Source organism: uncultured Tenacibaculum sp. (assembly GCF_947502995.1).
Classification (GTDB): Bacteria; Bacteroidota; Bacteroidia; order Flavobacteriales; family Flavobacteriaceae; genus Polaribacter.
This window is the reverse complement of sequence record NZ_CANNBW010000026.1, coordinates 36,423-61,268: the sequence shown is the minus strand read 5'-3', so window position 1 is coordinate 61,268 and position 24,846 is coordinate 36,423. Positions and strand designations below refer to the sequence as shown.

Sequence of the window (24,846 nt, the reverse complement as noted above, 5' to 3'; positions counted from 1 at the left end):
ATATACTTATTTTTTAATTCTTGTTATTAATGATGAGCGTTATCTTCTCCTCTGTGTTCTATAATATAATAGTGATGAATTTCACTTTCATGTAAAAATGGATTTCCTTTAACTACTGGATTAGCCTTAGCAAATGCATTAAATGTAGCAAAGATGAATAATCCAAGGAAGAATAAGAAAGCACTAATTTCACCAATTCCGAATCCCCATTGTGAACCAACAGTACCTGGCATAATCATTACAAATAAATCAACATAGTGACCTACTAATATAAATACTCCAGCAATAACTATAACCCAAGGCACAGTTTTAAAATCACTATTGATTAATAATAAAATTGGGAAAATGAAGTTTAATGCAATCATTCCGATAAAAGGAACCACATATTCTTTAAAGCGTAATGCAAAATATGTTGTTTCTTCTGGCATATCAGCATACCATATTAACATAAACTGAGCAAACCATAGGTAAGTCCAGAATACAGAGAAACCAAACATAAATTTAGCTAAATCGTGTATATGACTATCATTAACAAACGGTAAATGACCTTTAGATCTTAAATATAAAGTAACTAAACAAATAACTGTTAAAGCAGATACTAGTAATGTAGCTAATACATACCATCCGAATAATGTAGAGAACCAGTGTGGATCTATTCCCATAATCCAATCCCATGACATCATACTTTCAGTAATCATAAATAATAAAATGAAAACTACAGATGTATTATAAATTTTCTTATGTAAAGCTAAATCTCCATTATCTTGTTCGATTGATTTCCTTCTAATAAAGTAACGGAATCCATTCCATACTAGTAAATAGAAAATACTTCTCATTACCCATCCTGGTAAATTCATGAACCATTTTTTTCCATCTACGATTGGATCATAATTTTCACTTAATGGATCGAAAACTCCTTCAGCCATCCATGGGAATAAGTGGTTCATGTGCATTGCTGTTACAATGATAAAAATTAACATGATAACACTTACATAATGTAAATTAGCTGTAATAGCCTCCATCACTCTAAATAATACAACAGACCAACCTGCATGAGCAACTCTTTGTGCTGCATAGAAAGCCATTACTAAAAGAGAAATACCTAAAAAGAAGATTAAAGAAACGTAAATAGCTGACCATGGCTTGTTTTGCATTTGGTGAAACGCATACTCTGCATGATGATCATCTCCATGATGCCCTGCTTCAGCATGATGTTCGCCTCCTGCATGAGAAGATGTGTCAACATGTGCTTTTTCAGTAACATGTCCGTTTAAACTATCAGTTAAACGTGTATCTTCAGCATGATTTGCTGCTTCTTCCGTATGCTCAGTAGAATGAGCTACTTCTTCTTTATGTGATGTAGAATCAGATTTAGTTTCTTTATGATCGTTAGTATGTGCTGTAGAATCAGCTTTTACTTCTTTGTGATCATCTTTATGAGCATTCTCTTTATGCTCAACAGTCTTATGCTCTGCATCTCCATGGTGTTCTTTTGTTGCTTCACCATGACCTCCACCATGTGCTCCATGATGAGATGCTTCTTGTTTCGCTAAAATGTCTTTTGCATCTTGTAATGTTTTAGGAGTATTCATGAAACTAATAGCAGTTCCAATTAGTCCTAATACCATTAAACCAATAGCAAGCATTTTTAATTTTCCTGAAAACTGGTACATATCTTAACTATCTATTATAGACTTATTTTTTTAATTCACTTCTTAATTTCTGAACATACTGTACAACTTGCCAACGCTCTTTGTAAGTAAGTTGTGAAGAATGAGATCCCATTACTCCTTTACCATACATTAAAACATGATAAATACTTCCTTCAGTGATATCTCTATCCTTGTAGTTTGGAATACCTAAGAATTTTTCTCTTTGCATTAAAATTCCATTTCCATCTCCTTTAGTACCATGACAAACTGCACAGTAAATACCGTACATTTTTTTACCATTAGCTAAATTCACTTCATCTTTCTTTAATGGACTTTTTAATTCTGCTTTAGCTTTTTCATATCCTTCATTAGAATTTGGGATATCATAAGCTACAACACCATTTCTACTAACTGTACCAGCAACAGGTAATCTATTTACTGGAACTTTTCCTGCAGATGAAGCACCGTTCGCATCATAAGGTACAGAAACATACATATCTGGCATATACTGTACTTGTGGCTTGCGCTTGTTGTTACAAGAGGCAAATACTGCAACTACTAATAAAGTAATAACTATTTTTAAACTCTTCATAATCTTATATTAATGCTTATCTACAACTTTTATTTCTACAGCACCAGTAGTTTCTAATAATGCTGTTAACTCTTCTTCGTTATTATGAACTGGAATTTCCATTAAAAAATGGTCATCGGTAGTTCTTGGATCTGGATTTTCAGCTTCTTTAAATGGCCAAATTCTACTACGCATATAGAAAGTAATTACCATTAAGTGAGCAGCAAAAAACACTGTTAACTCAAATAAAATTGGCACGAAAGCTGGCATGTTCTCTGCCCAAGAAAAACTTGGTTTACCACCAATATCTTGAGGCCAATCTGCAATCATTGTATACCAAGTTAACCAAGCTGCAACTGAAGTACCAGTGATACCATAAAAAAATGCAGTTATAGCTAAACGAGTAGGAGCTAACCCTAATGCTTTATCTAGTCCGTGAACTGGGAAAGGTGTATAAACCTCTTCAATATGATGATGTTCTCCTTTTACTTTCTTAACGGCATCCATTAAGATATCATCATCATTATATAATGCGTGAATTACTTTATTAGTGCTCATTGTTCTCCTCTCTTTGTTTTTTGAAATTCTCTCCAGATGACTTTAATATCGTTTTAACCTCAGCTGTTGGAATTACTGGGAAAGTTCTTGCATACAATAAGAATAATACAAAGAAGAATCCGATTGTTCCAATAAATATACCAACGTCAACGAATGTTGGTTCAAAACGCCACCATGTTGATGGTAACTGACCTTTACTTAATACAATTGCAATAATATCAAAACGTTCGAACCACATTCCAATATTAATTGCGATAGAAACTAGGAAAGATACTAAGAAACTTCTTCTTAATTTCTTAATCCATAAAATCTGAGGTATAATGATATTGAATATCATTAATGACCAGAAAGCCCATCCATAAGCACCTGCTTCTGCTCCAAAAGATAAATATGTGTAATTTTCATAAGGTGAACCTGTATACCAAGCAATGAAGAATTCAGTTGCATAAGCTACTGCTACAATACCACCAGTTAAAATAATTACAATATTCATATACTCGATGTGTAAACGAGTAATGTATGCTTCTAAATTAGTTACTTTACGCATAACCCCTAATAAAGTCTGTACCATAGCAAATCCTGAGAAGATTGCTCCTGCTACGAAATAAGGAGGAAAAATTGTTGAGTGCCAACCTGGATTTACAGAAGTTGCGAAGTCAAAAGATACAATTGTGTGTACCGAAAGTACTAAAGGAGTAGCTAAACCAGCTAATACTAAAGACACTTCTTCAAAACGTTGCCAATCTTTTGCTCTACCTGACCATCCGAAAGATAATAAAGCGTAAATCTTCTTTTGAAAAGGTTTTACAGCTCTATCACGTATAGTAGCGAAATCAGGTAATAAACCAGTCCACCAGAAAACTAATGAAACCGATAAATACGTAGAGATCGCAAATACATCCCATAAAAGTGGTGAGTTAAAGTTTACCCATAATGATCCAAATTGGTTTGGAATAGGTAAAACCCAGTAACCATTCCATGGACGTCCCATGTGAATAATTGGGAATAAACCTGCTTGGAATACGGCAAAAATTGTCATTGCCTCTGCAGAACGGTTAATTGCCATTCTCCATTTCTGACGGAATAATAATAATACCGCAGATATTAATGTTCCGGCGTGTCCGATACCTACCCACCATACGAAGTTGGTAATATCCCATGCCCAACCAATGTTCTTGCTAAGCCCCCATACTCCAATACCTGTTCCTACTGTGTAGAAAATACATCCAAATCCCCATAACATTGCTGCTAAAGAAATGTAGAATGCGATGTACCAATTTTTGTTGGCTTTACCTTCAATTGGTCTTGCTATATCCTCTGTAATATCGTGATAGCTTTTATCTCCTAATATTAAAGGCTCTCTATAAGACGATTCGTAATGACCCGACATAATCTATTTACTTATATTAATTGTTAAGCTTCGTTTGTATTTCTTACTTTCACTTGATACACTACGTTTGGTTTTGTACCAATGTAATCTAACACGTAGAAAGCTCTTCTATCTTCTTTTAATTTACTCACTGTATCCTCAGAGTTATTTAAATCTCCGAAAGTCATTGCTCCTGTAGAACAAGCTTGAGAACATGCAGTTTGGAATTCATCTTTCTTCACTGCTCTTCCTTCTCTCTTAGCTTTTAATATAGTAGCTTGAGTCATTTGGATACACATAGAACATTTCTCCATAACTCCACGAGAACGAACAACTACATCTGGATTTAACACCATTTTTCCGTATTCGTTATTCATGTTGAAATCGAATTCTTCGTTCTCAGCATAGTTGAACCAGTTGAAACGACGTACACGATATGGACAGTTGTTTGCACAATAACGTGTTCCTACACAACGGTTGTAAGCCATTTGGTTTTGACCTTGACGACCGTGAGAAGTTGCAGCTACCGGACATACTGTTTCACATGGTGCGTGATTACAGTGCTGACACATCATTGGTTGGAAAGTAACCTGAGGGTTATCTGCTGGGTTTTCTAAAGCATCAAATAATTTACCTTTACTTAATCCTAAAGCTTCTGTAGCATATCTTCTTTCTAACTCTTGATCTGCGAACTTCTTAAATTCAGTTTCAGCGTTTTTCTTAGCCTCATCAGGATTATTCCCAAGACCTTCGTATTTCTTAACTAATTCAGCTTTAAATTTAGCTTTGAATTCGTCGATAGTCATATCTCCTTGAACTTTTGAAGAATAATAACGATCGATACGTAACCAGTGCATATCTCTACCTACACGTACTTCATCTTTACCTACAACTGGAACATTATTTTCTGCATGACATGCAATAACACAAGCTCCACAACCTGTACATGAAGATAAATCAATAGATAAGTTAAAGTGGTGACCTAAACTTCTATCATGCTCATCCCATAAATCAATTTTCTTTGCACTTCCTTCTATTTCTTGGTGATCGTAAGACACCATGAAAGGCTTGTTCCAAGTATGTTTTGGGACTAAAGATTTATCATTAACATCTTTTAAAGATGCTTCTCTTAAAATATCATGACGTCCAGCTAAAGTACTTTGAACTTGTAAGCAAGCAAACTTATACCATCCACCAACGTTTTTAATAGATACTCCTAATTGAACGTTATTTCTGTTTTGATATAATGGGTAAGCATTTACCCCAACTTGCATTTCTTCTTTTAAGTTTTGAGTTCTACCGTAACCTAAAGCTAAACCTACAGAACCTTTTGCTTGTCCTGGCTGAATAATTACAGGAATTTTTAATGTTTGACCTCCTAAAGTAACTTCTGCAAAATTACCGTCGATAGCCCCATTATCTTTTACAGGATTCTTAAATCCTAATGCTTTAGCATCTGCTGGAGACACTGTTAAATAGTTATCCCAAGAAGCACGAGTAATTGGATCTGGGAACTCTTGTAACCAAGGGTTGTTTGCTTGATTACCGTCTCCTAGTGCAACAGATGTATATAAGTTTAATTCAAACTCTGAACCTTGAACTTTAGCAATTGCTTTAGCTGCATCTAATACAGAAAGACCTGAAGTTACTGCGTTAGCCTCATCTTCTTCTTCAGTAGATTGAGTTTCCGTAGCAGTTTCAACAGCATCTACAACTGGTACTGACGCTGCAAAGAATCCATCGTGTAACGCTTGATTCCAAGAAGCACCATTTAATATGTTAGTACTCCAAAATTCTTTAAGAGTATCATAATAATTTTTAGTAGCTCCAGTCCACTTCAATAAAACATCTTGTACTTGACGCGTATTGAATAATGGAGCAATTGTTGGCTGCATTAAGCTATACTTTCCTACTGTTGCCATAACATCTCCCCAACTTTCTAAATTGTGAGGAGCAGGTAAAGTAAATTGAGTAGTTGCTGCTGTTTCATCATCTTGAGTAGACAATGCAACTGAGAAACCTAACTTTTTAACTGCATCACCAAAACCAGCTACAGAATACGCTGGATTTACATTGTAAGTAATTAAACCTTTAGCCTTACCAGAAGTTACATCTTTAATTAACTCAGCAACTTTAGCATCGCTACCTTGGCGTAATAAATTTACATTTTCAGTATCAATTACAACACTTCCTAAAGCTTTGTTTATAGCTAAAGCAATAGTTTGTACATTTTTATCATTAATACCTGCAAGAACAACTGCTTTTTTACCAGCCTTCTTTAAATCTTTAGCTAATTTTTTAATTTCTGCATCAATTGGAGTTTCTTTAGAAGGTAAACTTCCACCTGTAATTGCATTATATAAATTAACTAAAGCGTGCATTTGAGTTGATGGCTTAGCTACTAAACGCTTATCTGCATTTGCGCCAGCTAAAGACATATTTGCTTCAATTTGCACGTGGTAAGACATCTTACCAGAATCTACTTGTCTTCCTTCAATATAAGACTTCTCGTAACCACCTTGCCAGTCACCTAAGAAATCTGCACCAAAAGATGCGATTACTTCAGCCTTACTTAAATCGTAACTCGGTAAAGCACGTTTACCGTACATTGCTTCAAAAGCATCGGCAGTACCACTTTCTGAAACTGCGTCGTAAACAACATGCTTTACATTAGGATATTTAGCAATAAAATCTGCAACTACTTTTTCAGTAGATGGACTTGCTAAAGTACCTGTCATTAAATATACTAATCCGTTAGAAGCTTTTAAACTCTCTAACTTTGCTATAATTTCTTTGTCTGCATCTGCCCAAGAAACTTGAGTTTCCCCTTTTCTAGGTTCTTTAACTCTTAATTTCTCATCATATAATGATAAAACTGATGCCTGAACTCTCGCTGTAGTAGTTCCTCCTGCCTCTTTATTTGGCATAATTTGGATTGGACGACCTTCACGAGTTTTAACTAATACGTTGGCAAAATCGAAACCATCAGAAATTGTTGTTGCATACCAGTCTGCTACACCAACTACAATATCATTAGGTTGAACTACATAAGGAATCGATTGTCTTACTGGACCTTCACATGCTGCTAAAGAAGCTGCTGCTGTTGTGAAACCTACATATTTCAAGAAATCTCTACGAGAAGTTGAAGAATTTTCAAGAGTTTCTTTGTCTCCTAAGAACTCGTCTGTAGGAAGCTCTTGAACAAACTCTTTACCACGTAACGTTTCAACAACTGAACTTTCATTAAGTTCTTCAACACTTTGCCAGTATTTTTTGTTTGAAGCCATTTATTTGTTTTTATTAAATGATTGAGAGCTTTTACACTCTCAATTATAGAATTCTTAATTAATTATTTTTAGTAATGACACTTACCACATTCTTTACCACCTAATTGAGCGATGGTAACTTTATCTACACCATACTTTTCAGCTAATTCCTTATGGATTTTAGCATAGTATTCATTACCCTTCAAGTCAACATTTGTTTCCTTGTGACAATCGATACACCATCCCATAGTTAATGGAGCGTGTTGATACAACTCTTCCATTTCTTCTACTGGACCGTGACATTTCTGACATTTAACACCTGCAACAGTTACGTGTTGTGAGTGGTTAAAATATGCAAAATCTGGTAAGTTATGAATTCTAACCCAATCAATTGGTTTTTGCTCACCAGTATATTCTAATTTTTCAGGATCCCAACCTACTGCATCATAGATCTTCTGAATTTCTCCATCCAAATATTTCTTACCTTCTATACGCCCTCCATCTTCTAAAACTACTTTAGTATCTTCAGCTACTTCAGAAATATTTTTATGACAGTTCATACAAACATTTAAAGAAGGAATACCAGAGTGCTTACTATGCTTAGCAGCAGAGTGACAGTATTGACATTCGATTTTATTATCTCCTGCGTGAATTTTATGTGAGAATAAAATTGGCTGTACTGGCTGATAACCTTGATCTACACCAACTTTAAATAAAGTACCAAATAACACATAAGCAGTAATTAATGCTCCGAAGATTACAAACAACACATGTAAGAATGTATTCTTCTTAATCCCTTCCCATAATTCTGCAGCTTGCCCCATTAAACCTGGAGTCTTAGGCGCGCCTTTTAATTCGCTTACGGTTTTAAGTAAGTTTGCAATAATTAAGAAAGCAACGATAATAGCCGCTGCTAATATCCACAGCACCCATGTTGGCGCAGAACCTCCTTGATCACCGCCCCCATTATTATCTACAACAACCTTGTCCTTTACTGGATCACCAACAGTCGTATAATATAAAATATTATCAATTTGCTCATCGCTAAACTGAGGAAAAGCTGTCATATTTGACTGCTTCCATTTGTTATAAATCTCATTTGCATAAGCATCACCTGAAGCTCTCAACTGAGCATTATTACGGATCCACTTCTTTAACCATGCATTCTCCAATCGACTCTCAACACCACCTAGAGCAGGACCTGTTGCATCCTTATTAAGTTTGTGACAAGAAGCACAATTTGCATTAAATAATTTTCTACCAGCTTTTTGTCGATCCTTATCGACATCTTGAGCATTTATAGAAATACTTACTAAAAAAACGAATAAGAAAGTAAGGCTATTAAGTAGTACTCGACTAAGTTTACTGTGATAATTCACACTTTTCATACTATAAAAATATATATTTCGTATCTATTTTGTATAACGTTTACACTTGTGGTAAAAAATTACCAGGTGCTTAAACTCGGACAAAATTACTACTTCTCTTTAAAATGTGAAATGTTAAGAGATTCCTAATTTGCAATTTATATCGATTCTAAATAAATAATTTTAGCAATCTATTAGATGACAAGTCGTTACTTTTGTAAAAACTATAAACGAAATATGATAAACGGTAAAATTTTAGCATTTATATTGTTTTTAATTTTAGGATTTTGCATTGGTCATTCACAATCTAATTACACTAGTGATCAAAGTATTAATTCACTCTTAGCTAAAAAAAGAAAGTACAATAAAAAGAATGGAACTGGATATAGAATTCAGTTGTATAATGGTAACGAACAACGCGCAAAAAACATTAAACATAACTTTATGTTGAAGTTTTCTGAGTTTGGAAAACCAAAAATGAGTTATGAATTACCTGAATGGAAAGTAAAAGTTGGTCGTTTTAATACCAAATTGGAAGCTGATAGAGCTTTAAATAAAATTAAAGAAAAGTTTTCGGGAGCAATTGTTATTCCTTATTAAAAACTTCGATTATAATAAAAAAGGATCAAACGGTGTTTGATCCTTTTTTATTTTGTTAAAGCTTTAATTCTCAATTGTAAATATTGTGAAACAATATCTTTTAAGCTTAATTTTTCATTTTTAAAGCGCTCATGATCTGTCATTATGCTCATAATAAAAGTGTTATCCATAGCTAATAATAGAGTAATATTGAAATTCGTAAAAACATCTGTTTTCATACCTTCTTCATAAATCAAAGAAAAAGTAATTAAAACTTTATCTGTAACGCTTTTAATTTCAGTCCAAATCTGCGGGAAATTAGTTTGAATTTCGTCTAAAAAATGAATTGAAATACCTTCTACTGCGTCGCTTATTTTTAATAGAATGGATTCATACAAAACAACTAGGTTGGAATCATTAGGTAACTCATCAAAAACTACTTCTTGAATATCATTCAAAACCATAGCTACCATAGTTTGATAAATCTCATCTTTGGTTTTAAAATAAGTATAAATTGTACTTTTACTTTTTTGAATAAGAGTCGCTAAATCATCTAACGTTAATTTATTAAGTTTTTCATATTGCACTTTGTAAAACAGTTCTTTTACCCAAACTTCTGCTTTTTTAGATAGCTGTTTTCTTTCTCTGTCTATTGCTTTTCTCCCCATAACTTAAAACCAGCCTTTTACCATTTCATTCTTAGTTAATCTAAGCACGGCAAGATATGGATTATAGTTTGGCTTTAATGATTTTCCTTTCGCTAATTGATGTATTTGATAATCGTAAAAACCAGCCTCAGCAAAATCTTTCATCTTCTTAATTTTAAAATCAAAAGTGGCATCTGATACTCTATAACTCTCATCTTCTAGAAATGCCTTTGGAAAATTTGAATCTGTAATAAACGGACGTGCAAACCCAATCATTTCTAATTCTTTATTAGCTAAAACATCATTACAGAACTTTTGAGATCGAAATCCGCCTGTAACCATTATTGGTAGTGTTGTTTCTGATTTGATCTTTTTTGCAAAATCTAGAAAATAAGCTTCTCTTTTTCGAGTAGATTCACGTTCATATCGTTCAGTTAGAAAGACAATATTTTCATATGTTCCGCCGGATATTTCAAGCAAATCAATTTTTAAACGCTCTAACTTTTTAATTACAAACATTGCGTCTTCTTCGTTAAATCCGCCTCGTTGAAAATCGGCGCTATTCAATTTAACTGAGATGGGGAAATCACCTCCTAAAGTTTGACGAACTCGTTTAACTATGTCGAAAAGTAATCTGGCTCTATTTTCAATATGACCACCATAACCGTCTTGTCTTTTATTTGTTTTTGGAGATAAAAACTGACTCAATAAATATCCATGAGCAGCATGAATTTGTACTCCTGTAAAACCTGCTTTTTTTGCTAAAATAGCAGTGTTTACATAACGGTTTTCAACGTCTTTAATCTCATCTAAAGACATTGCTTTTGGTTTAGCAAACAGCATTAATTTTTTAAGCTGAATAGCAGATGGAGCTATCGGTTTAAAAGTTGAAAAGATAGACGATTGTCGTCCTGCATGATTAATTTGAGCCCAAAACTGTGTATTATTTTGCGTTGCTATTTTTGTTACTTCTTGTAAAGCTGCAATACCACTTTCATCTTCTAGAACAATATTTGCAGAAGCTTCTTTGTAACGTTTATCTACCAAAATATTTCCTGAAATTAATAATCCTGCTCCATTAGAAGACCAATGTTGATATAAATCAGAAATCGCTTTAGTAGCATGCTGTTTCTTATTTGCTAAACGCTCGGTCATTGCTGCTTTTGCAATTCTGTTTTTAATTATAACTCCACAAGGAAGTTCAAATTCTTCTAAAATCGGTTTTGCTTTCAATACTATTTATTTTGTTAGTTGAGTTTCAATTTTATTTGGAATTTTAGACATAGCTAATTCTGAAATAGCTGTAATCGACAACGAAGGATTTACTCCAGGGTTAGCTGAAATCATTGCCCCATCGCATACATACATATTTTCGTAACCAAACACTTTATTATTTTTATCAATAACTCCTTCTTCTTTAGTTTCTCCCATTACTGCTCCACCTAAAATATGAGCTGTTGTAGGTGTTCCTAATAACACGTCTGCAAAATTAGAAAATGGAATTGCTTTTACTTTTTGACCTAATATTTTTGCCAGTTTAGATGCTTCAGGAATAAAACCACTTGGTGCTTCGTTAGATTCTTTTTCAGTTTTCAACTGTGTTACTTTTCCTAACTTCAATCGTAATGTGCTATCTAAAGTCTGCATAAAAAGCAATACTGTTGTTCGTTTGCTGTAAGCTTTTGTGAATATTGTTTGAAATAACTGAACAGGTGATTTAAACAATACACCAAAAACTCCTAAAATTCGAACTATTGCATATTTATGTTGAACTGAAGGAATTGTTAGTGTTCTAAAAAAACCAGAACCTTTGCCATAACGAACAGGTTCTAAATGACTATTTTTATCGATATGTAGAATAGAACCTATTGCTATTCCTTTTGAATAATCTTTTGATTTCTTCTCTGTTGATGTTAGTAATAATAACGACTCATTATTTGTTCTAATATTTCCACCAACCATTTCAGATAAATTGGGTAATGATTTCTTTTGTTTCAATTTTAACAATAAAGGCACTGTCCCTAATACTCCACCTGAAAATACGACTCCGTTTACCTCAACTTTTTTTGTTTTAGAAAATGTCGATGTACTTTTTTTGAAATGAATTTCATATCCAGATTTTCCATTTACATTATTTTTAGGCAACACATCTAACACTTCATGTTCCGCTATAATGTCTACGCCTAGCTTTTGAGCAAAATAGAGATAGTTTTTATCCAATGTATTTTTAGCATTGAATCTACAACCTGTCATACAAGCTCCGCAATAATTACACGCAGCTCGATCTGGACCTTCGCCATTAAAATATGGATCTTTTACTTTTTCTCCAGGTTTGCCAAAATGAACTGCAACTTTAGTCGTTGAGAAATGTTTTTCTCTAGCTAAGTCTTTCGACAAATCTTTAATCAAATGATCAGCTGGTCCGAAATAAGGATTCTCTTCTGCACCTAACATTCGATACGCTTCTTTATAATGCGGCGCAAGTTCTGTTTCCCAATCTTTAAGTCCGTTCCAACTTCCTGAGGTAAAAAACTCCTTTTTAGGAATAGGCAACGTATTAGCATACGTTAAAGAACCTCCACCAACTCCAACTCCAGAAAGTATACTCACATGATTCAAATACGTCATTTTAAAAAAACCAAACAACCTTAATCGAGGTTCCCAGAGCCACTTTTTTAGATTCCAGTTTGTTTTCGGGAAATCTTTTGGCTTAAACCATTTTCCTTTTTCGATTACCAAAACAGAATATCCTTTTTGAGCTAATCGTAAGGCACTCACCGAACCGCCAAAACCACTTCCAATGATTACATAATCGTATTTATCTTTCGTCATATATTATGAGTTGAGTTTAATATCAGATTTAGGTTTACACATGCATGTTAGTATAAAACCTTCTTTCTTTTCGTTTTCTAACAATACAGATTGTTCCTCCGTTTTCCAAGCTACTTTTCCTTTCTGTAACTCACATTTACAAGTTCCACATTGTCCCATATTACATGCATAAGGAATTGCAACTTTATTTCTTTTTGCGCCTTCTAAAATTGTTTCAGATTCGTAAACTGAGAAGTGCTTGTTATTTATTGAAACCTTGTAAGAATTTCCAAAAAGTTTTGCTTCTTGATATGAGAATTCTTCAATAATAATATGATCAGAAGTAACTCCTTTCTTTACTAAAACTTCTTTAGAAGCTTCCATCATTAGAGCTGGTCCACAGATATAATAATTTGCTTTTTCGAAATGACTCAATAATTCAGTTTGATAAGTATTGGTTAATAAATCATAAGTCAATTTTAATGAAAACTGATTAGGATATTTGTTTTGAAGATCAATTAATTCTTCATGAAACATTACATCTCTTTCCGATTTACAACCATAAATCAAACTCACATTAGTTATTCCATCTTGAAGTATTTTTTGGAGTATTGAAATAATTGGTGTTATTCCACTTCCGCCAGCAATAAAAACATGATGCTCTATATCTGTTTCATCTTTGAATTTAAAAGTTCCAAACGGACCAGCAACATTTACATATTTAACTTCCGATACATGGTCTAATATCCTGTTAGATAATTTTCCTCCGGAAACACGTTTCACTCCAATTTTTAGTTCCCCTAAATTAGGATTAGAACAAATCGAATAACATCGGCTCACTTTTTCTCCGTCAACCAACATTGAAATCACCACATATTGTCCTGCATTAAATTGATATGGAATATTTGCTAAATTTTTGAATTGTATTTTTGCGCTATTATGCGTTAATTTTCGAACTTGAGCTACTTCTAAAGAATATCTCCAAGTTTTACCTTCTTGAACATCTGTATACGTATTTTTGGGTTTTAAAACTTTTAATTCGTTCACTCCAAAACCTTCAATTGGAGATTTTTCATTTCTCAACTCTTGCTCTACTAATTGATATTTTTTCTTGTATAAATAAAAAGGAACACGAGGATACAAATGATGTATTAAATGATAACTCTGGAAAAATGATAAAAACTCTAAACCCGGTATTGTTACAATTCTTGTGTTATGATGTTTATCCATATTATGATGTGGATAATGAGGAAGCCAATCGAAAGTAAAACCTAAAATAGGTGCAGCAACCAAAGCTGGCAACAAGAATACCATTATAAATTCATACCAAAAATTAAATACAATAACTCCAATTATGATAATTGATATTAATAAAATAAAAGTCAGAGTTTGATTTCTTGTTTTTCTTATAGCTTCATTCTTCTTACTCTCAGTTCCTAGAGAAACTACGTAATAATGTCCGATTAAAGTCAAACATTTAAAGAATATAGTTAGCATATTTTTTCCTCTAACATAACCATCTGGATCTTCTTCTGAATCATTTGTATGTGCATGATGTTTCAAATGAATTATCTTAAAAGCGCTAAATGGGAAGAAAAGAAAACTAGCTGAAATCCAACCTATATACTTTTCAAAAATTATGAATTTTGATTTTCCTCTTGAAATATTCCCATGACTGGCTTCGTGAACTACAGTAAACATACTGTATGCTAAAAAAGCGCCAATTATAACCGTTAAACTTTCATTTATAATTCTGTTATCGAACAAGTAATATAAAAGTAAGTAAGAAAGTAATAATCCTAAAAACAATAAAACTGTTGGATATGCTATTTGAATTTTGGGCTCTGAATTCATAAATCGAACTATTTTTTCAAATATAGTTCGATTTCTTAATAAAATCAAATTATTTATAACATATTGAATTTAAAGTAATTCAATTATGATTCTTTATTAACAATCATACTCTTCAAGATTTGATTGTTACAGAAAATTATGTAGATTTATCTTATTATTAATTGTTTATGTTCTTATACAAATACAGAACATAGCTAAGTACTATATAAAAGTAATGTTGTGAATCCCCATTCATTAATTACTGCATCAACTAATGAATAATAGTTTCTAAAAAATTAATTAAAGTAACTATTGTAAACTAAATTAATTAATGAAAGCATTTCGAAATTTAATTTCAATAACTATCTATTTATTCTTTACTGTGGGAATTTTATCGGTTACTAGAGTCGTTATTGAAGAAGTTAAAACTGGAGATGCATGTCCGAAAATTAGAAATTTCCCAATGTGTTATTTAATATTGACGCTATTACTAATTGGATTAATAATTCATATCTTAAACAAGCACACTATTATTTACTACATAAGTATAGGAATCACTTTTGCAATCGCTATAACTGCATCTACACTTCATATAACAGGAGATTTTGTTTGCCCTAAAACTATTATCAAAGGAACTCCTAAATGTTATTATGCGGTAGCTTTATTATCAAGTTTAATAGTCTTGAAAGTTTTACATAGTAGAGATATAGAAAAAGGCCTTATGAAAACATAAGACCTTTTAAATATTATAAAGTTAAAAAATTGATTACTTCAATTTCTTTTTAACTGCTACTTCAATATAAACTTCTACTACATCGTCTACTTTAATGTCATTGAAGTTCTTAATTTGTAATCCACAATCGTAACCTTTAGTAACTTCTTTAACGTCATCTTTAAAACGTTTTAATGAAGTTAATTCTCCATCGTGTACTACGATTCCTTCACGGATAATTCGAACATTAGCATCTCTGGTGATCTTACCACTCATTACCATACATCCTGCAATGTTTCCAACTTTAGAAATCTTATAAACTTCTCTGATTTCAACATTACCAATTACCTCTTCTTTCATTTCAGGAGATAACATACCTTCCATTGCATCTTTAAGATCGTTGATAGCATCATAGATAATAGAATAAGTTCTGATATCTACTTCTTCCCTATCTGCAACAACTCTAGCATTAGATTGAGGACGTACATTAAATCCAATAATGATTGCATCAGAGGCAGAAGCTAATAATACATCAGATTCTGTAATTGCTCCTACACCTTTATGTAAGATATTTACTTGGATTTCTTCAGTAGATAATTTCTGGAAAGAATCTGTTAATGCTTCTACAGAACCATCCACATCTCCTTTTAAGATTATATTTAACTCTTTGAAATCTCCTAAAGCAATACGACGACCAATTTCGTCTAGTGTTAATGTTTTCTGTGTTCTAACTGATTGCTCACGCTGTAATTGAGAACGCTTAGCAGCAATTTGTTTTGCCTCTCTTTCATCTTCAAATACATTAAACTTATCACCTGCTTGTGGTGCTCCATCTAAACCTAAGATAGAAACTGGTGTAGAAGGACCGGCAACTTTTACTTTATTACCACGCTCATCAAACATAGCTCTTACCTTACCACTGTGTTTACCAGCTAATAAGTAATCACCAATTCTTAATGTTCCTGCTTGTACTAAAATTGTAGAAACATAACCTCTACCTTTATCTAACTGAGCTTCAACAACAGTACCTATAGCATTCTTATTAGGGTTTGCTTTAAGCTCTAATACTTCAGCTTCTAATAATACCTTTTCTAATAATTCATCGATACCTTGACCTGTCTTAGCAGAAATTTCTTGTGATTGAATATTTCCTCCCCAATCTTCTACTAATAAATTCATAGTAGAAAGTTGCGTTTTAATATTATCAGGATTTGCGTTTGGTTTATCAACTTTATTAATTGCAAAAACAATTGGTACGTTAGCTGCCTGAGCATGAGAAATTGCTTCCTTAGTTTGTGGCATTACGTCATCATCTGCTGCAATTACAATAATTACTAAATCTGTTACTTGAGCACCACGTGCACGCATTGCTGTAAAGGCCTCGTGACCTGGTGTATCTAAGAATGCAATCTTTTGACCATCTTCTAAAGTAACACCATATGCACCAATATGCTGAGTAATACCTCCACTTTCTCCGGCAATTACGTTTGCTTTACGAACATAATCTAATAAAGATGTTTTACCGTGATCTACGTGCCCCATTACTGTAATAATCGGAGCTCTTGGTAATAAATCTTCCTCTTTATCTTCTACTTCTTCGATTGATTCTTCAACTTCAGCCCCTACGAATTCAACTGTATAATTAAACTCTTCTGCTACAATCTTAAGTGTTTCCGCATCTAAACGCTGATTCATAGTCACCATCATTCCTAACATCATACATGCAGAAATAATATCAGTAACTGGTTTATCCATCATCGTAGCAACTTCACTTACAGTTACGAATTCGGTAACTTTAAGTACTTTTTCTTGTGCTGCTTGCATTTCTGCTTCAGCTTGTTGACGATGTTGATCTCTTTTCTCTCTACGGTATTTTGCACCTTTACCTTTGTTAGATTTCCCTTGAAGTTTTTCAAGAGTCTCTCTAACTTGTTTTTGGATTTCAGCTTCTGTTAGCTCTTCCTTTTTAACCTCTGGTCTTCTTCCTCTACCTCTTTGGTTTCCACCTCTTCTGTTTCCACCTTGTCCGCCACGGTTATTTCCTTGACCACCTCGGTTATTCCCTTGTCCGCCACGGTTATTACCTTGACCACCTCGGTTATTATTGTTGTTTCCTTGTTGGTTATTATTTCCTGTACCAGGCTTAGTAATTCTTCTACGTTTTCTCTTATCGTTATTATTAGAATTATTACCGTCTTTGTTTTCTGGCTTTTTCTTTTTAGGCCTTTCAAATTGTTTTAAATCAATTTTCTGACCTGTCATTTTAGGACCATCTAACTTCTGATACTTAGTTTTTATCTTTTCAGCATTCTCAGGAGTTACTTCTTTTGGAGCTTCTTTTTTAGCCTCTTGCTTTTTAGCAAAGTCTTTCTTTGGCTCATTTTTCTTAAAAGCTGCGTTTGAAGCTTTATCTATTGGCTTTTGAGGTATTGGTTTCACTGGCTCCTCTTTTTTCTTTTCAATAGGCTTTTTCTCTTCGACAACTGCCTTAGGAGTTTCCTTAACTTCAACCTCAGCCTTAACAGGTTCTTTCTTTACCTCTGCAACAACCTTAGGCTCTTCTTTAACCGGTTCTGGTTTTGCTTTTGGCTTATCAATATCTATTTTACCAACAGTTTTAAGCTGTGGTTTTTCGGCTTTAGCTTTTAAAACTTCTTGTTTTTTTGCCTCCTCTTGTAAACGCTTAGCTTCTTGCTCTGCTTCAAGTCTTTTACGAATTTCTTCTTTTTCTTTTCGCTTTTCTTCGCTTACCTCTTGAGAAGCTACTCTTTTAGATTTATCAGTCTGAAAACCATCTAATAAAATTTGGTATTCAGCATCAGAAATCTTAGTAGTAGGGCGTGCTTCGATCTCATGTCCGTTTTTAGACAAGTGCTCAACCGCTCTATCTAAAGAGATATTTAATTCTCTTAAAACTCTGTTTAGTCTTAATTTTTTAGCTTCAGCCATAAATAGTTATTATACTTTATATTGATCATGTTTTCAAATTCTTTTTTAGAAAACATGCTGTTAATTTTTAAGGAATCAACAAACCTTATTATTTATCTACTCTTCGAATTCTTCTCTTAGAATTCTTTGAACATCGACAATTGTTTCTTCTTCTAAATCGGTTCTTTTTACAAGCTCTACAACATCTTTTTCTAATACGCTTTTCGCTGTATCAAGACCAATTTTCTTGAATTCTTCAATTACCCATGCTTCTATTTCATCAGAGAATTCTGTTAACTCAACATCTTCCTCTTCTATTCCTTCTCTTTGCACATCGATTTCGTATCCTGTTAACTGACTTGCTAAACGAATATTTACTCCCGATCTACCGATTGCTTTAGAAACTTCCTCTGGTTTTAAAAGTACATTTACACGTCCTTTTTTACCATTTTTTTCTTCATCGAACTTAATAATTTCTACAGAAGTCACTTTTGCAGGACTTAATGCTCTTGAAATATATAATTGTTCGTTTTTAGTGTAATTAATTACATCAATATTTTCGTTTCCTAATTCTCTCACTATACCGTGAATACGAGAACCTTTAACTCCAACACAAGCTCCTACAGGATCAATTCTATCATCGTAAGAATCTACAGCTATTTTAGCTTTGTCACCGGGTATTCTTGCTACACCTTCTATTGTAATTAAACCATCAAAAACTTCAGGAATCTCTTGTTCAAATAATTTTACTAAGAAATTTGGTGATGTTCTTGATAAAATTATTGCCGGTTTATTTCCTTTAAGCTCAACTTTCTTAATTACTCCTCTTACGGCATCTCCTTTTCTAAAAAAGTCTGAACGAATTTGCTCTGTTTTTGGCAATACTATTTCATTACCTTCATCATCGAGTAAAATTACGGCATTATGACGAATATGATGTACTTCTGCACTATAAATTTCACCTTCTAAATCTTTAAATTGCTTAAATACATTAGTACTGTCGTGTTCATGTATTTTTGAAATTAAATTTTGACGTAACGCAAGAATTGCTCTTCTTCCTAAATCAATTAATTTCACCTCTTCAGAAACATCTTCTCCAATTTCGAAATCAGGCTCAATTTTTCTTGCTTCAGAAAGTTCTATCTCTTCATTATCATCTTCAGACATTCCGTCTGCTACAACAACTCTATTTCTCCAAATTTCTAAATCACCTTTATCTGGGTTGATAATGATATCGAAATTGTCATCAGAACCATATTTACGTTTTAATGCTGAACGAAATACTTCCTCTAATATAGACATAAGGGTAACCCTGTCTATACTTTTATTGTCTTTAAAATCTGAAAATGACTCAATTAATGCAATGTTCTCCATTTTCTTGCTGTTAAAATATAATCTTCACTTTTGCTTCTTTAATATCTTTATACAGTATTTCTGCTTCCTTCTCTACTGTATGTTTCCCTTTACCTATTGGTTTTGGTTCTCTTGTCTTCCATTTTAAGACAATACTATCTTCATTTACTTCAGACAATATGCCTTCAAATTCTTTATCTTCTGTTTTTACCTTTAAAGTTCTATTTAGGTTTTTATTGTATTGCCTTTTAACTTTTAAAGGATGAGATATATCTGGAGAGGTTACTTCTAATGAGAAATCTTCCTCTTCTCTATCTAAGTTATGTTCAATATTTCTACTGATTCTAACACATTCACTCAAAGGAATACCTGAATCTCCATCAACTATTACCTTTATCTTGTTATTAGCTAGAAACTGTAATTCGATAAGGAACAATGTTGGATTCTCATCTAATGCTTCTTGTAATAACTGTTTTACTTTGTCTTGATTCATTTTAGGTATAAAAAGAGGGGACTGTTTGTCCCCTGCAATTATCTTATCGAGAATTTCTGTGCAAATATAGTAACTTATAATATACTAAACAAGTAAAGAAAAACATTAGCTTTTAAGTTATTTTATTGAAGAATTATCTTTAAATATTTTGAAGATTTTTCAAAGTGATTAATTCTGCTCGATATTTAATTTCGTAATCATCAAAAATAACAGAACTACTACAACGCTAAAACATTATATAACAACAAACCGGCACGAATTAAAGCCGGTTTATCTTATCTTATTTTATGGGTTGTTCTATTATTTTAGCCATATCTTCTGCTTTATCTTCATCGCAATTTACCATGGCATAATAAGACACTTTCATTAATTTCTTCTTTACTTTCCTATTCCATGTAAGCTCTTTTTTATGAAATAACCATACAGAAAAAGAAACCAAAATGGTTGTAATTATCGCCAAAATATAATATTCCCCCTTACTTAAATCTGCAGATGATTGGAACACCCAATAAATCTTCACTATTGAAAATAAAAGAAAAACCAAGTGTATTATTTTAATCCCAAACTTTTTTTTCCTTTCATGCACACTTAAATACAAATGATACAGCACATATAAAAAAAAGAGTAATGTTGGAAAAAACTGATATGCAAAAATTTTAAAACTTTTAAAACCTAAAAACTTATCATCTTCCACTGCCTGATTATAAACTTCTTTAGATTTTTTAAATTGATTATTTACATATATGTATCTAGCATATAACTCGGGATTATTTTGTTTTACATAAGCCTTTAATTCATTTAATTCTTTAGTGTTGGCTTTCCTTTTAACAACTGCTTGTTCTCTTGAAATTACAGTAGCTTCACTTTCTTTTTCTAAAAATTCGAAAGCAAAAAACAAAAACGCTACAATTCCACCAAAACCTATATAAAACAATATAGCTCTAGTCTTCTTCCAAGTCTGGATTTTCTGTTTCTGAATCAGGTGCGGTTGCATCTTCTTTTTCTGTACCGAATTGTTCTGTTTCAATGATTTGCCCATTGCTTGTTACTATTTCTTGGTTTTCTGTACAAGAAACAAAGCTTACTACGATTACTAATACTACGATTTTGAATAAATTTTTCATAATTATGTGATTTGAGTTTATAAACCACTAAAATTAAAAAATTTATACACCTATAGCTTTGCTTATCCTACATTGAATTTATGTTTAATCGCTAATACGACTAATCCGATTTTTTTCTTAACTTTTAATTTCTTGGTCATTCTAGAAATCAGCGTATTGAACGAACTTTTAGTTATTCTCATTTCATCACAAATATCGCATGTCTCCATATTTTCACTAAGCATCTGTAACGCCTGCGCTTCTCTGTGCGACAACATACTCTGTAAAGTAACCAAACTATCTTGCTCTAATTGTTTAGATATTATTACATCGATAACACAATCTGTATAAAACCTTTTTCCTTGATCTATTTTAAACAAAGCTTCTTCTAATTCTTTACTTAATTCAACTTTAGAAACATAACCTAAAGCACCTAACAATATAGTTTCCTGAATTTGTTTAACATCATAAGAACCTGATACAATTAAAAATTTCGGAGCGTTTTCTTTTCCAAAAAAAGCTTTTAAAACTTCAATACCATTCATATCAGGAAGTTTTAAATCTAAAATAACTACATCACATTCATTGACATCTAACCATTGAATTAGTTCAGCTCCTGTATTAGCGGAACCCACTACTTGATGAACAGAGGTTTTTAGAATCGCTTTTATACCATCTATGATTAGCTCATGATCGTCAGCTATAAATACTTTCATTTTTCTTTTAAATTTATTACTGCAAGAAATACAGTCGGAGGTTAATTAATTTAAATGTATAACAAATATAACGAGCTAGATTAAATTAATTTGTAGACAAAACCCTTAGTTTTTAAATAAAAGTGAATTTTACCACATTTTACCTATTACAAAAACATTATTTTAAGAAAAATTTAAGACTTCACTTAAACAAAACGAAAAGAACTTTCATTTGAATTCTGAACACAAAAAAACCTTCAAGAATAAACTTGAAGGTTTTATGTTGGCCTACTAGGACTCGAACCTAGAATATCGGTACCAAAAACCGGTGTGTTGCCATTACACCATAGGCCAATTTTGTGGGTGCAAATATACAAACAAAGTTTGTATTAAAAAACACAAACTTTATTTTTTTTAAGAATTTTTAAAATTCTTTATTTAGAAACAAAGGTACCCTTATATGTATTCCCCTCTTCATCTGAAACAACATACTTATAAACTCCTTTAATATTAATCTGTGGATTACAGAAAACTTTTCTACGATCTATTCCTATTGTAGTAACCTCGTCTGCAAAAACTTGTCTTCCTAATAAGTCATAAACCTTTAATTCCACCACATCTGATTGTTTTGGTAACATGATAGTAGTACCACCTTTGAATGGATTTGGATAATTAAAAACTTTAGCTTGATTAGTTGCCTCAAAATCATCTACAGATAATGTTGAACTAGCAGATTTAAATTTAACATTATTAACACTTACATCATATTGTACCGTATTTGTAAAATCTCCAATTATTGAAAAGACTATTGTTTTTACATCTCTAATGCTTCCGCTATTTCCTTCACCATCTTTAAAATCATTGAATGCAATCTCATATAATCTTTTTTCAGAATTAGCAGGAATCACATACCTTAATCTATTATCCCAATTTTCTAAATCTTCAGTCATTAACACTAACTCTATCTCATTACTAGTTTCCATTTCGAAAGATATGAAGTTATATTCTGATACATTTAATGTTTGATCACCCGGCAACACATGTCTGAAAATGTTTACATTTCCTTTAACTTGACCTTGAATAGATACATTTCTATTCACTTCATGTTCCATTTCCTCATCATACACGTCTTCGTTTGTTACACTAAAGCTTTGAACAGAAGCATAATCTTCTAAATAGTCAACTCCCCATGGTCCATCAGCTAAATACAATCCGTCAATCGCTGAAGAAGTTGATGTACTTAAAGAAAAACCTATATCAAACAACACTCCTGTATCTACGATTAAAGTCTCATTCCAATTCCCTGTTAGACTTAACGTTTCCGAATAATTTCTAACGTTAGAAACTTCTGTATCTTGAATATTACCATTAAATAACACTTCTTTAGTTTCATTTTTATTAATTACTTCTAAAAATAATTGTCCATTTGAATATCTACCAGAGCTTACAAATACCGAAGGTATTTCTGTATTAGAACCATCGCTAACTAATTTTTTTTGATCTGCGAAAGTATCTAGTATATAATTAACGTTTGAAAAAACTTGAGAATATGTACTTCCCCATACTTGGAAATTATAATAATCACCTATTGGGTATTGTTCTATATTCCAGTAACTATATAATTCATTCTCTTCTGTTCCTATTTTTATCGAAAAACTTACAGTATACTCTACTAATCCATTAGCTCTTCTAATTTTAGAGCTCACCATTTTATGACCTCTAGTAGTGATTGTTCTAATGTCTTCTATTGAAGAACTATTAAGACGATCACAAATTGCCTTTGAATGATCGTAAACAGAACCTTCTGTTTTTGTTGCTAAAATAGCTGAAACCCTATCATTACCATTATAATAATCTGCAGCAAATACTTCTTGAGCATTAGTAACACCAATTAAGTCATCTGGACTAGATATTGAAGCAGTTTCTACACCAAACATACCTGTATCTGGCAAATAGTTCATTAAACTATTTCTATTACCTCTACTCATCAACAATTCTTTCTCAAATTTAGCTTGAAACTGCTTTAAATTTCTGTGAGTTTTATTTTTACTTCTTTCTAAATTTCTTTTAGCTATTAATTGCGCTAACTTTCCGTTACTTTCTAAACCTCCGTCATAAGATGATGTTACATTACTAGCAGAACTAACGTCAGCTACGTTATTAATTCTCATTGCAGAAAAAGGCGTTGCTGTTATATAAAATATAGCATCATTAAAGTCATTATCACAACTTCCATAGTCTCTTCTTATATCTTCAAAACCTAAAATTATTCTTTCATTTTCAGCATCAGACAATAACACATTGTGATGTCTTAAATCTGGATTAGCTTCAGGATTAAAATCTGGATTAGAAAAAACTGTCCAATGACCATAACCTACTTTTTGCTGAGAAGAACTCCAGGCGTTAGCTAATAACACCCAACCAATACCAGTATTAGCTGGAAAACTTCCAATATTTACTTTATCACCTACTTGAAGCCCTCCTCCACTCCCCAAAGCAGATGCGTTAGGAAAAATTATCGTAATATCTTCTTCTGAAGGCGCAGAAGTTGGTGGATTATCTAAATCATAAGTATAAAAACCTAATACATTTCTGTAACCAGCACCTTCAGCAACAAAAGTTACAAAAACATCTGCAGCTTGGGTTAATTCAACATTAGTATCATAACCTGCTGTAATATATTGCGGATTATAATCTGGAACAGGGTATGACTCTGGTAAAGCATTACTGATCATCTCTAAAGTTTCAACAGATACATTATCTCCTGGACTTACAAGATAGTTTGGAGTACCGTTAGAAGTATAAGATCCTAAGTAATTGTAATTTTGCGAAATTGCAACTTGTGACAAACAAACGAATAATAATAGTAATAATTTTTTCATGATTACGGGGTTTTTACATGGACTAAA

At 32.5% G+C, this 24,846-nt stretch carries 19 protein-coding genes and 1 tRNA gene; 2 read left to right on the top strand and 18 right to left on the bottom strand.

Going from position 1 to position 24,846, the window contains the following annotated elements; translation table 11 throughout:
- Nucleotides 1-26: 26 nt before the first annotated feature.
- From Q1A46_RS18400 to Q1A46_RS18375, 6 genes are all read right to left on the bottom strand, one after another.
- Complete coding sequence (locus Q1A46_RS18400; protein WP_299682491.1) at nucleotides 27-1,673, bottom strand: quinol:cytochrome C oxidoreductase; 1,647 nt, start codon at nucleotides 1,671-1,673, stop codon at nucleotides 27-29.
- Between the two features lie 22 nt (nucleotides 1,674-1,695).
- The gene (locus tag Q1A46_RS18395) at nucleotides 1,696-2,244 is read right to left on the bottom strand and encodes a cytochrome c (protein WP_299682488.1); all 549 of its coding nucleotides are present in this window, start codon (nucleotides 2,242-2,244) and stop codon (nucleotides 1,696-1,698) included.
- Nucleotides 2,245-2,253: 9 nt separating this feature from the next.
- On the bottom strand, nucleotides 2,254-2,781 hold the full coding sequence (locus tag Q1A46_RS18390) for a DUF3341 domain-containing protein (protein WP_299682484.1): 528 nt from the start codon (nucleotides 2,779-2,781) through the stop codon (nucleotides 2,254-2,256).
- Entirely contained in the window at nucleotides 2,771-4,171 is a 1,401-nt protein-coding gene (nrfD, locus tag Q1A46_RS18385) for an NrfD/PsrC family molybdoenzyme membrane anchor subunit (RefSeq protein WP_299682481.1), read from the bottom strand. The genes Q1A46_RS18390 and nrfD overlap by 11 nt, the downstream gene beginning before the upstream one ends.
- A 23-nt stretch (nucleotides 4,172-4,194) precedes the next feature.
- Nucleotides 4,195-7,437 carry a TAT-variant-translocated molybdopterin oxidoreductase gene (locus Q1A46_RS18380; protein ID WP_299682476.1) on the bottom strand — a complete coding sequence of 1,081 codons (3,243 nt, stop codon included), beginning with the start codon at nucleotides 7,435-7,437 and terminating at the stop codon, nucleotides 4,195-4,197.
- Nucleotides 7,438-7,505: 68 nt separating this feature from the next.
- A complete protein-coding gene (locus Q1A46_RS18375; protein ID WP_299682473.1) occupies nucleotides 7,506-8,804 on the bottom strand; it encodes a cytochrome c3 family protein in 1,299 nt (432 codons plus the stop codon).
- 216 nt (nucleotides 8,805-9,020) lie between these two features.
- Here Q1A46_RS18375 and Q1A46_RS18370 point away from each other — a divergent pair, with 216 nt between their 5' ends.
- Nucleotides 9,021-9,383, top strand: coding sequence for an SPOR domain-containing protein (locus tag Q1A46_RS18370; RefSeq protein WP_299682470.1), 363 nt, complete (start codon nucleotides 9,021-9,023; stop codon nucleotides 9,381-9,383).
- 47 nt (nucleotides 9,384-9,430) lie between these two features.
- Here the strand turns inward: Q1A46_RS18370 and Q1A46_RS18365 are convergent, their stop codons facing one another.
- Genes Q1A46_RS18365 through Q1A46_RS18350 form a run of 4 tightly spaced genes read right to left on the bottom strand, consistent with a single transcriptional unit; the run spans nucleotide 9,431 to nucleotide 14,674 of the window.
- Nucleotides 9,431-10,030, bottom strand: a complete 600-nt coding sequence (locus Q1A46_RS18365; RefSeq protein WP_299682467.1) for a TetR/AcrR family transcriptional regulator — start codon at nucleotides 10,028-10,030, stop codon at nucleotides 9,431-9,433.
- A 3-nt stretch (nucleotides 10,031-10,033) separates the two neighbouring features.
- Complete coding sequence (locus tag Q1A46_RS18360) at nucleotides 10,034-11,242, bottom strand: NADH:flavin oxidoreductase/NADH oxidase family protein (protein ID WP_299682464.1); 1,209 nt, start codon at nucleotides 11,240-11,242, stop codon at nucleotides 10,034-10,036.
- Between the two features lie 6 nt (nucleotides 11,243-11,248).
- Nucleotides 11,249-12,841 carry a GMC oxidoreductase gene (locus Q1A46_RS18355; protein WP_299682461.1) on the bottom strand — a complete coding sequence of 531 codons (1,593 nt, stop codon included), beginning with the start codon at nucleotides 12,839-12,841 and terminating at the stop codon, nucleotides 11,249-11,251.
- 3 nt (nucleotides 12,842-12,844) lie between these two features.
- Complete coding sequence (locus Q1A46_RS18350; protein ID WP_299682458.1) at nucleotides 12,845-14,674, bottom strand: fatty acid desaturase; 1,830 nt, start codon at nucleotides 14,672-14,674, stop codon at nucleotides 12,845-12,847.
- Nucleotides 14,675-14,984: 310 nt separating this feature from the next.
- Between Q1A46_RS18350 and Q1A46_RS18345 the strand changes: the two genes are divergently transcribed.
- Entirely contained in the window at nucleotides 14,985-15,386 is a 402-nt protein-coding gene (locus tag Q1A46_RS18345; protein ID WP_299682455.1) for a hypothetical protein, read from the top strand.
- A gap of 33 nt (nucleotides 15,387-15,419) precedes the next feature.
- Here the strand turns inward: Q1A46_RS18345 and infB are convergent, their stop codons facing one another.
- From infB to Q1A46_RS18305, 8 genes are all read right to left on the bottom strand, one after another.
- The gene (gene infB / locus Q1A46_RS18340; protein WP_299682452.1) at nucleotides 15,420-18,314 is read right to left on the bottom strand and encodes a translation initiation factor IF-2; all 2,895 of its coding nucleotides are present in this window, start codon (nucleotides 18,312-18,314) and stop codon (nucleotides 15,420-15,422) included.
- Nucleotides 18,315-18,410: 96 nt separating this feature from the next.
- The gene (gene nusA, locus Q1A46_RS18335; RefSeq protein WP_299682449.1) at nucleotides 18,411-19,667 is read right to left on the bottom strand and encodes a transcription termination factor NusA; all 1,257 of its coding nucleotides are present in this window, start codon (nucleotides 19,665-19,667) and stop codon (nucleotides 18,411-18,413) included.
- Nucleotides 19,668-19,677: 10 nt separating this feature from the next.
- Nucleotides 19,678-20,139: a ribosome assembly cofactor RimP gene (gene rimP, locus Q1A46_RS18330; RefSeq protein ID WP_299682446.1), complete on the bottom strand. Its 462-nt coding sequence runs from the start codon at nucleotides 20,137-20,139 to the stop codon at nucleotides 19,678-19,680.
- 280 nt (nucleotides 20,140-20,419) lie between these two features.
- Nucleotides 20,420-21,133 carry a hypothetical protein gene (locus Q1A46_RS18325; protein WP_299682442.1) on the bottom strand — a complete coding sequence of 238 codons (714 nt, stop codon included), beginning with the start codon at nucleotides 21,131-21,133 and terminating at the stop codon, nucleotides 20,420-20,422.
- Nucleotides 21,081-21,263 (bottom strand): hypothetical protein, encoded by a 183-nt coding sequence (locus Q1A46_RS18320; protein WP_299682439.1) that lies wholly within the window; start codon nucleotides 21,261-21,263, stop codon nucleotides 21,081-21,083. Before Q1A46_RS18320 ends, Q1A46_RS18325 begins: the two co-directional genes overlap by 53 nt.
- Nucleotides 21,264-21,325: 62 nt before the next feature.
- Nucleotides 21,326-21,958 (bottom strand): response regulator transcription factor, encoded by a 633-nt coding sequence (locus Q1A46_RS18315; RefSeq protein WP_299682436.1) that lies wholly within the window; start codon nucleotides 21,956-21,958, stop codon nucleotides 21,326-21,328.
- 262 nt (nucleotides 21,959-22,220) lie between these two features.
- A tRNA-Gln gene (locus Q1A46_RS18310) sits at nucleotides 22,221-22,291 on the bottom strand.
- 80 nt (nucleotides 22,292-22,371) lie between these two features.
- The gene (locus tag Q1A46_RS18305) at nucleotides 22,372-24,819 is read right to left on the bottom strand and encodes a DUF4114 domain-containing protein (protein ID WP_299682433.1); all 2,448 of its coding nucleotides are present in this window, start codon (nucleotides 24,817-24,819) and stop codon (nucleotides 22,372-22,374) included.
- Nucleotides 24,820-24,846: the final 27 nt, after the last annotated feature.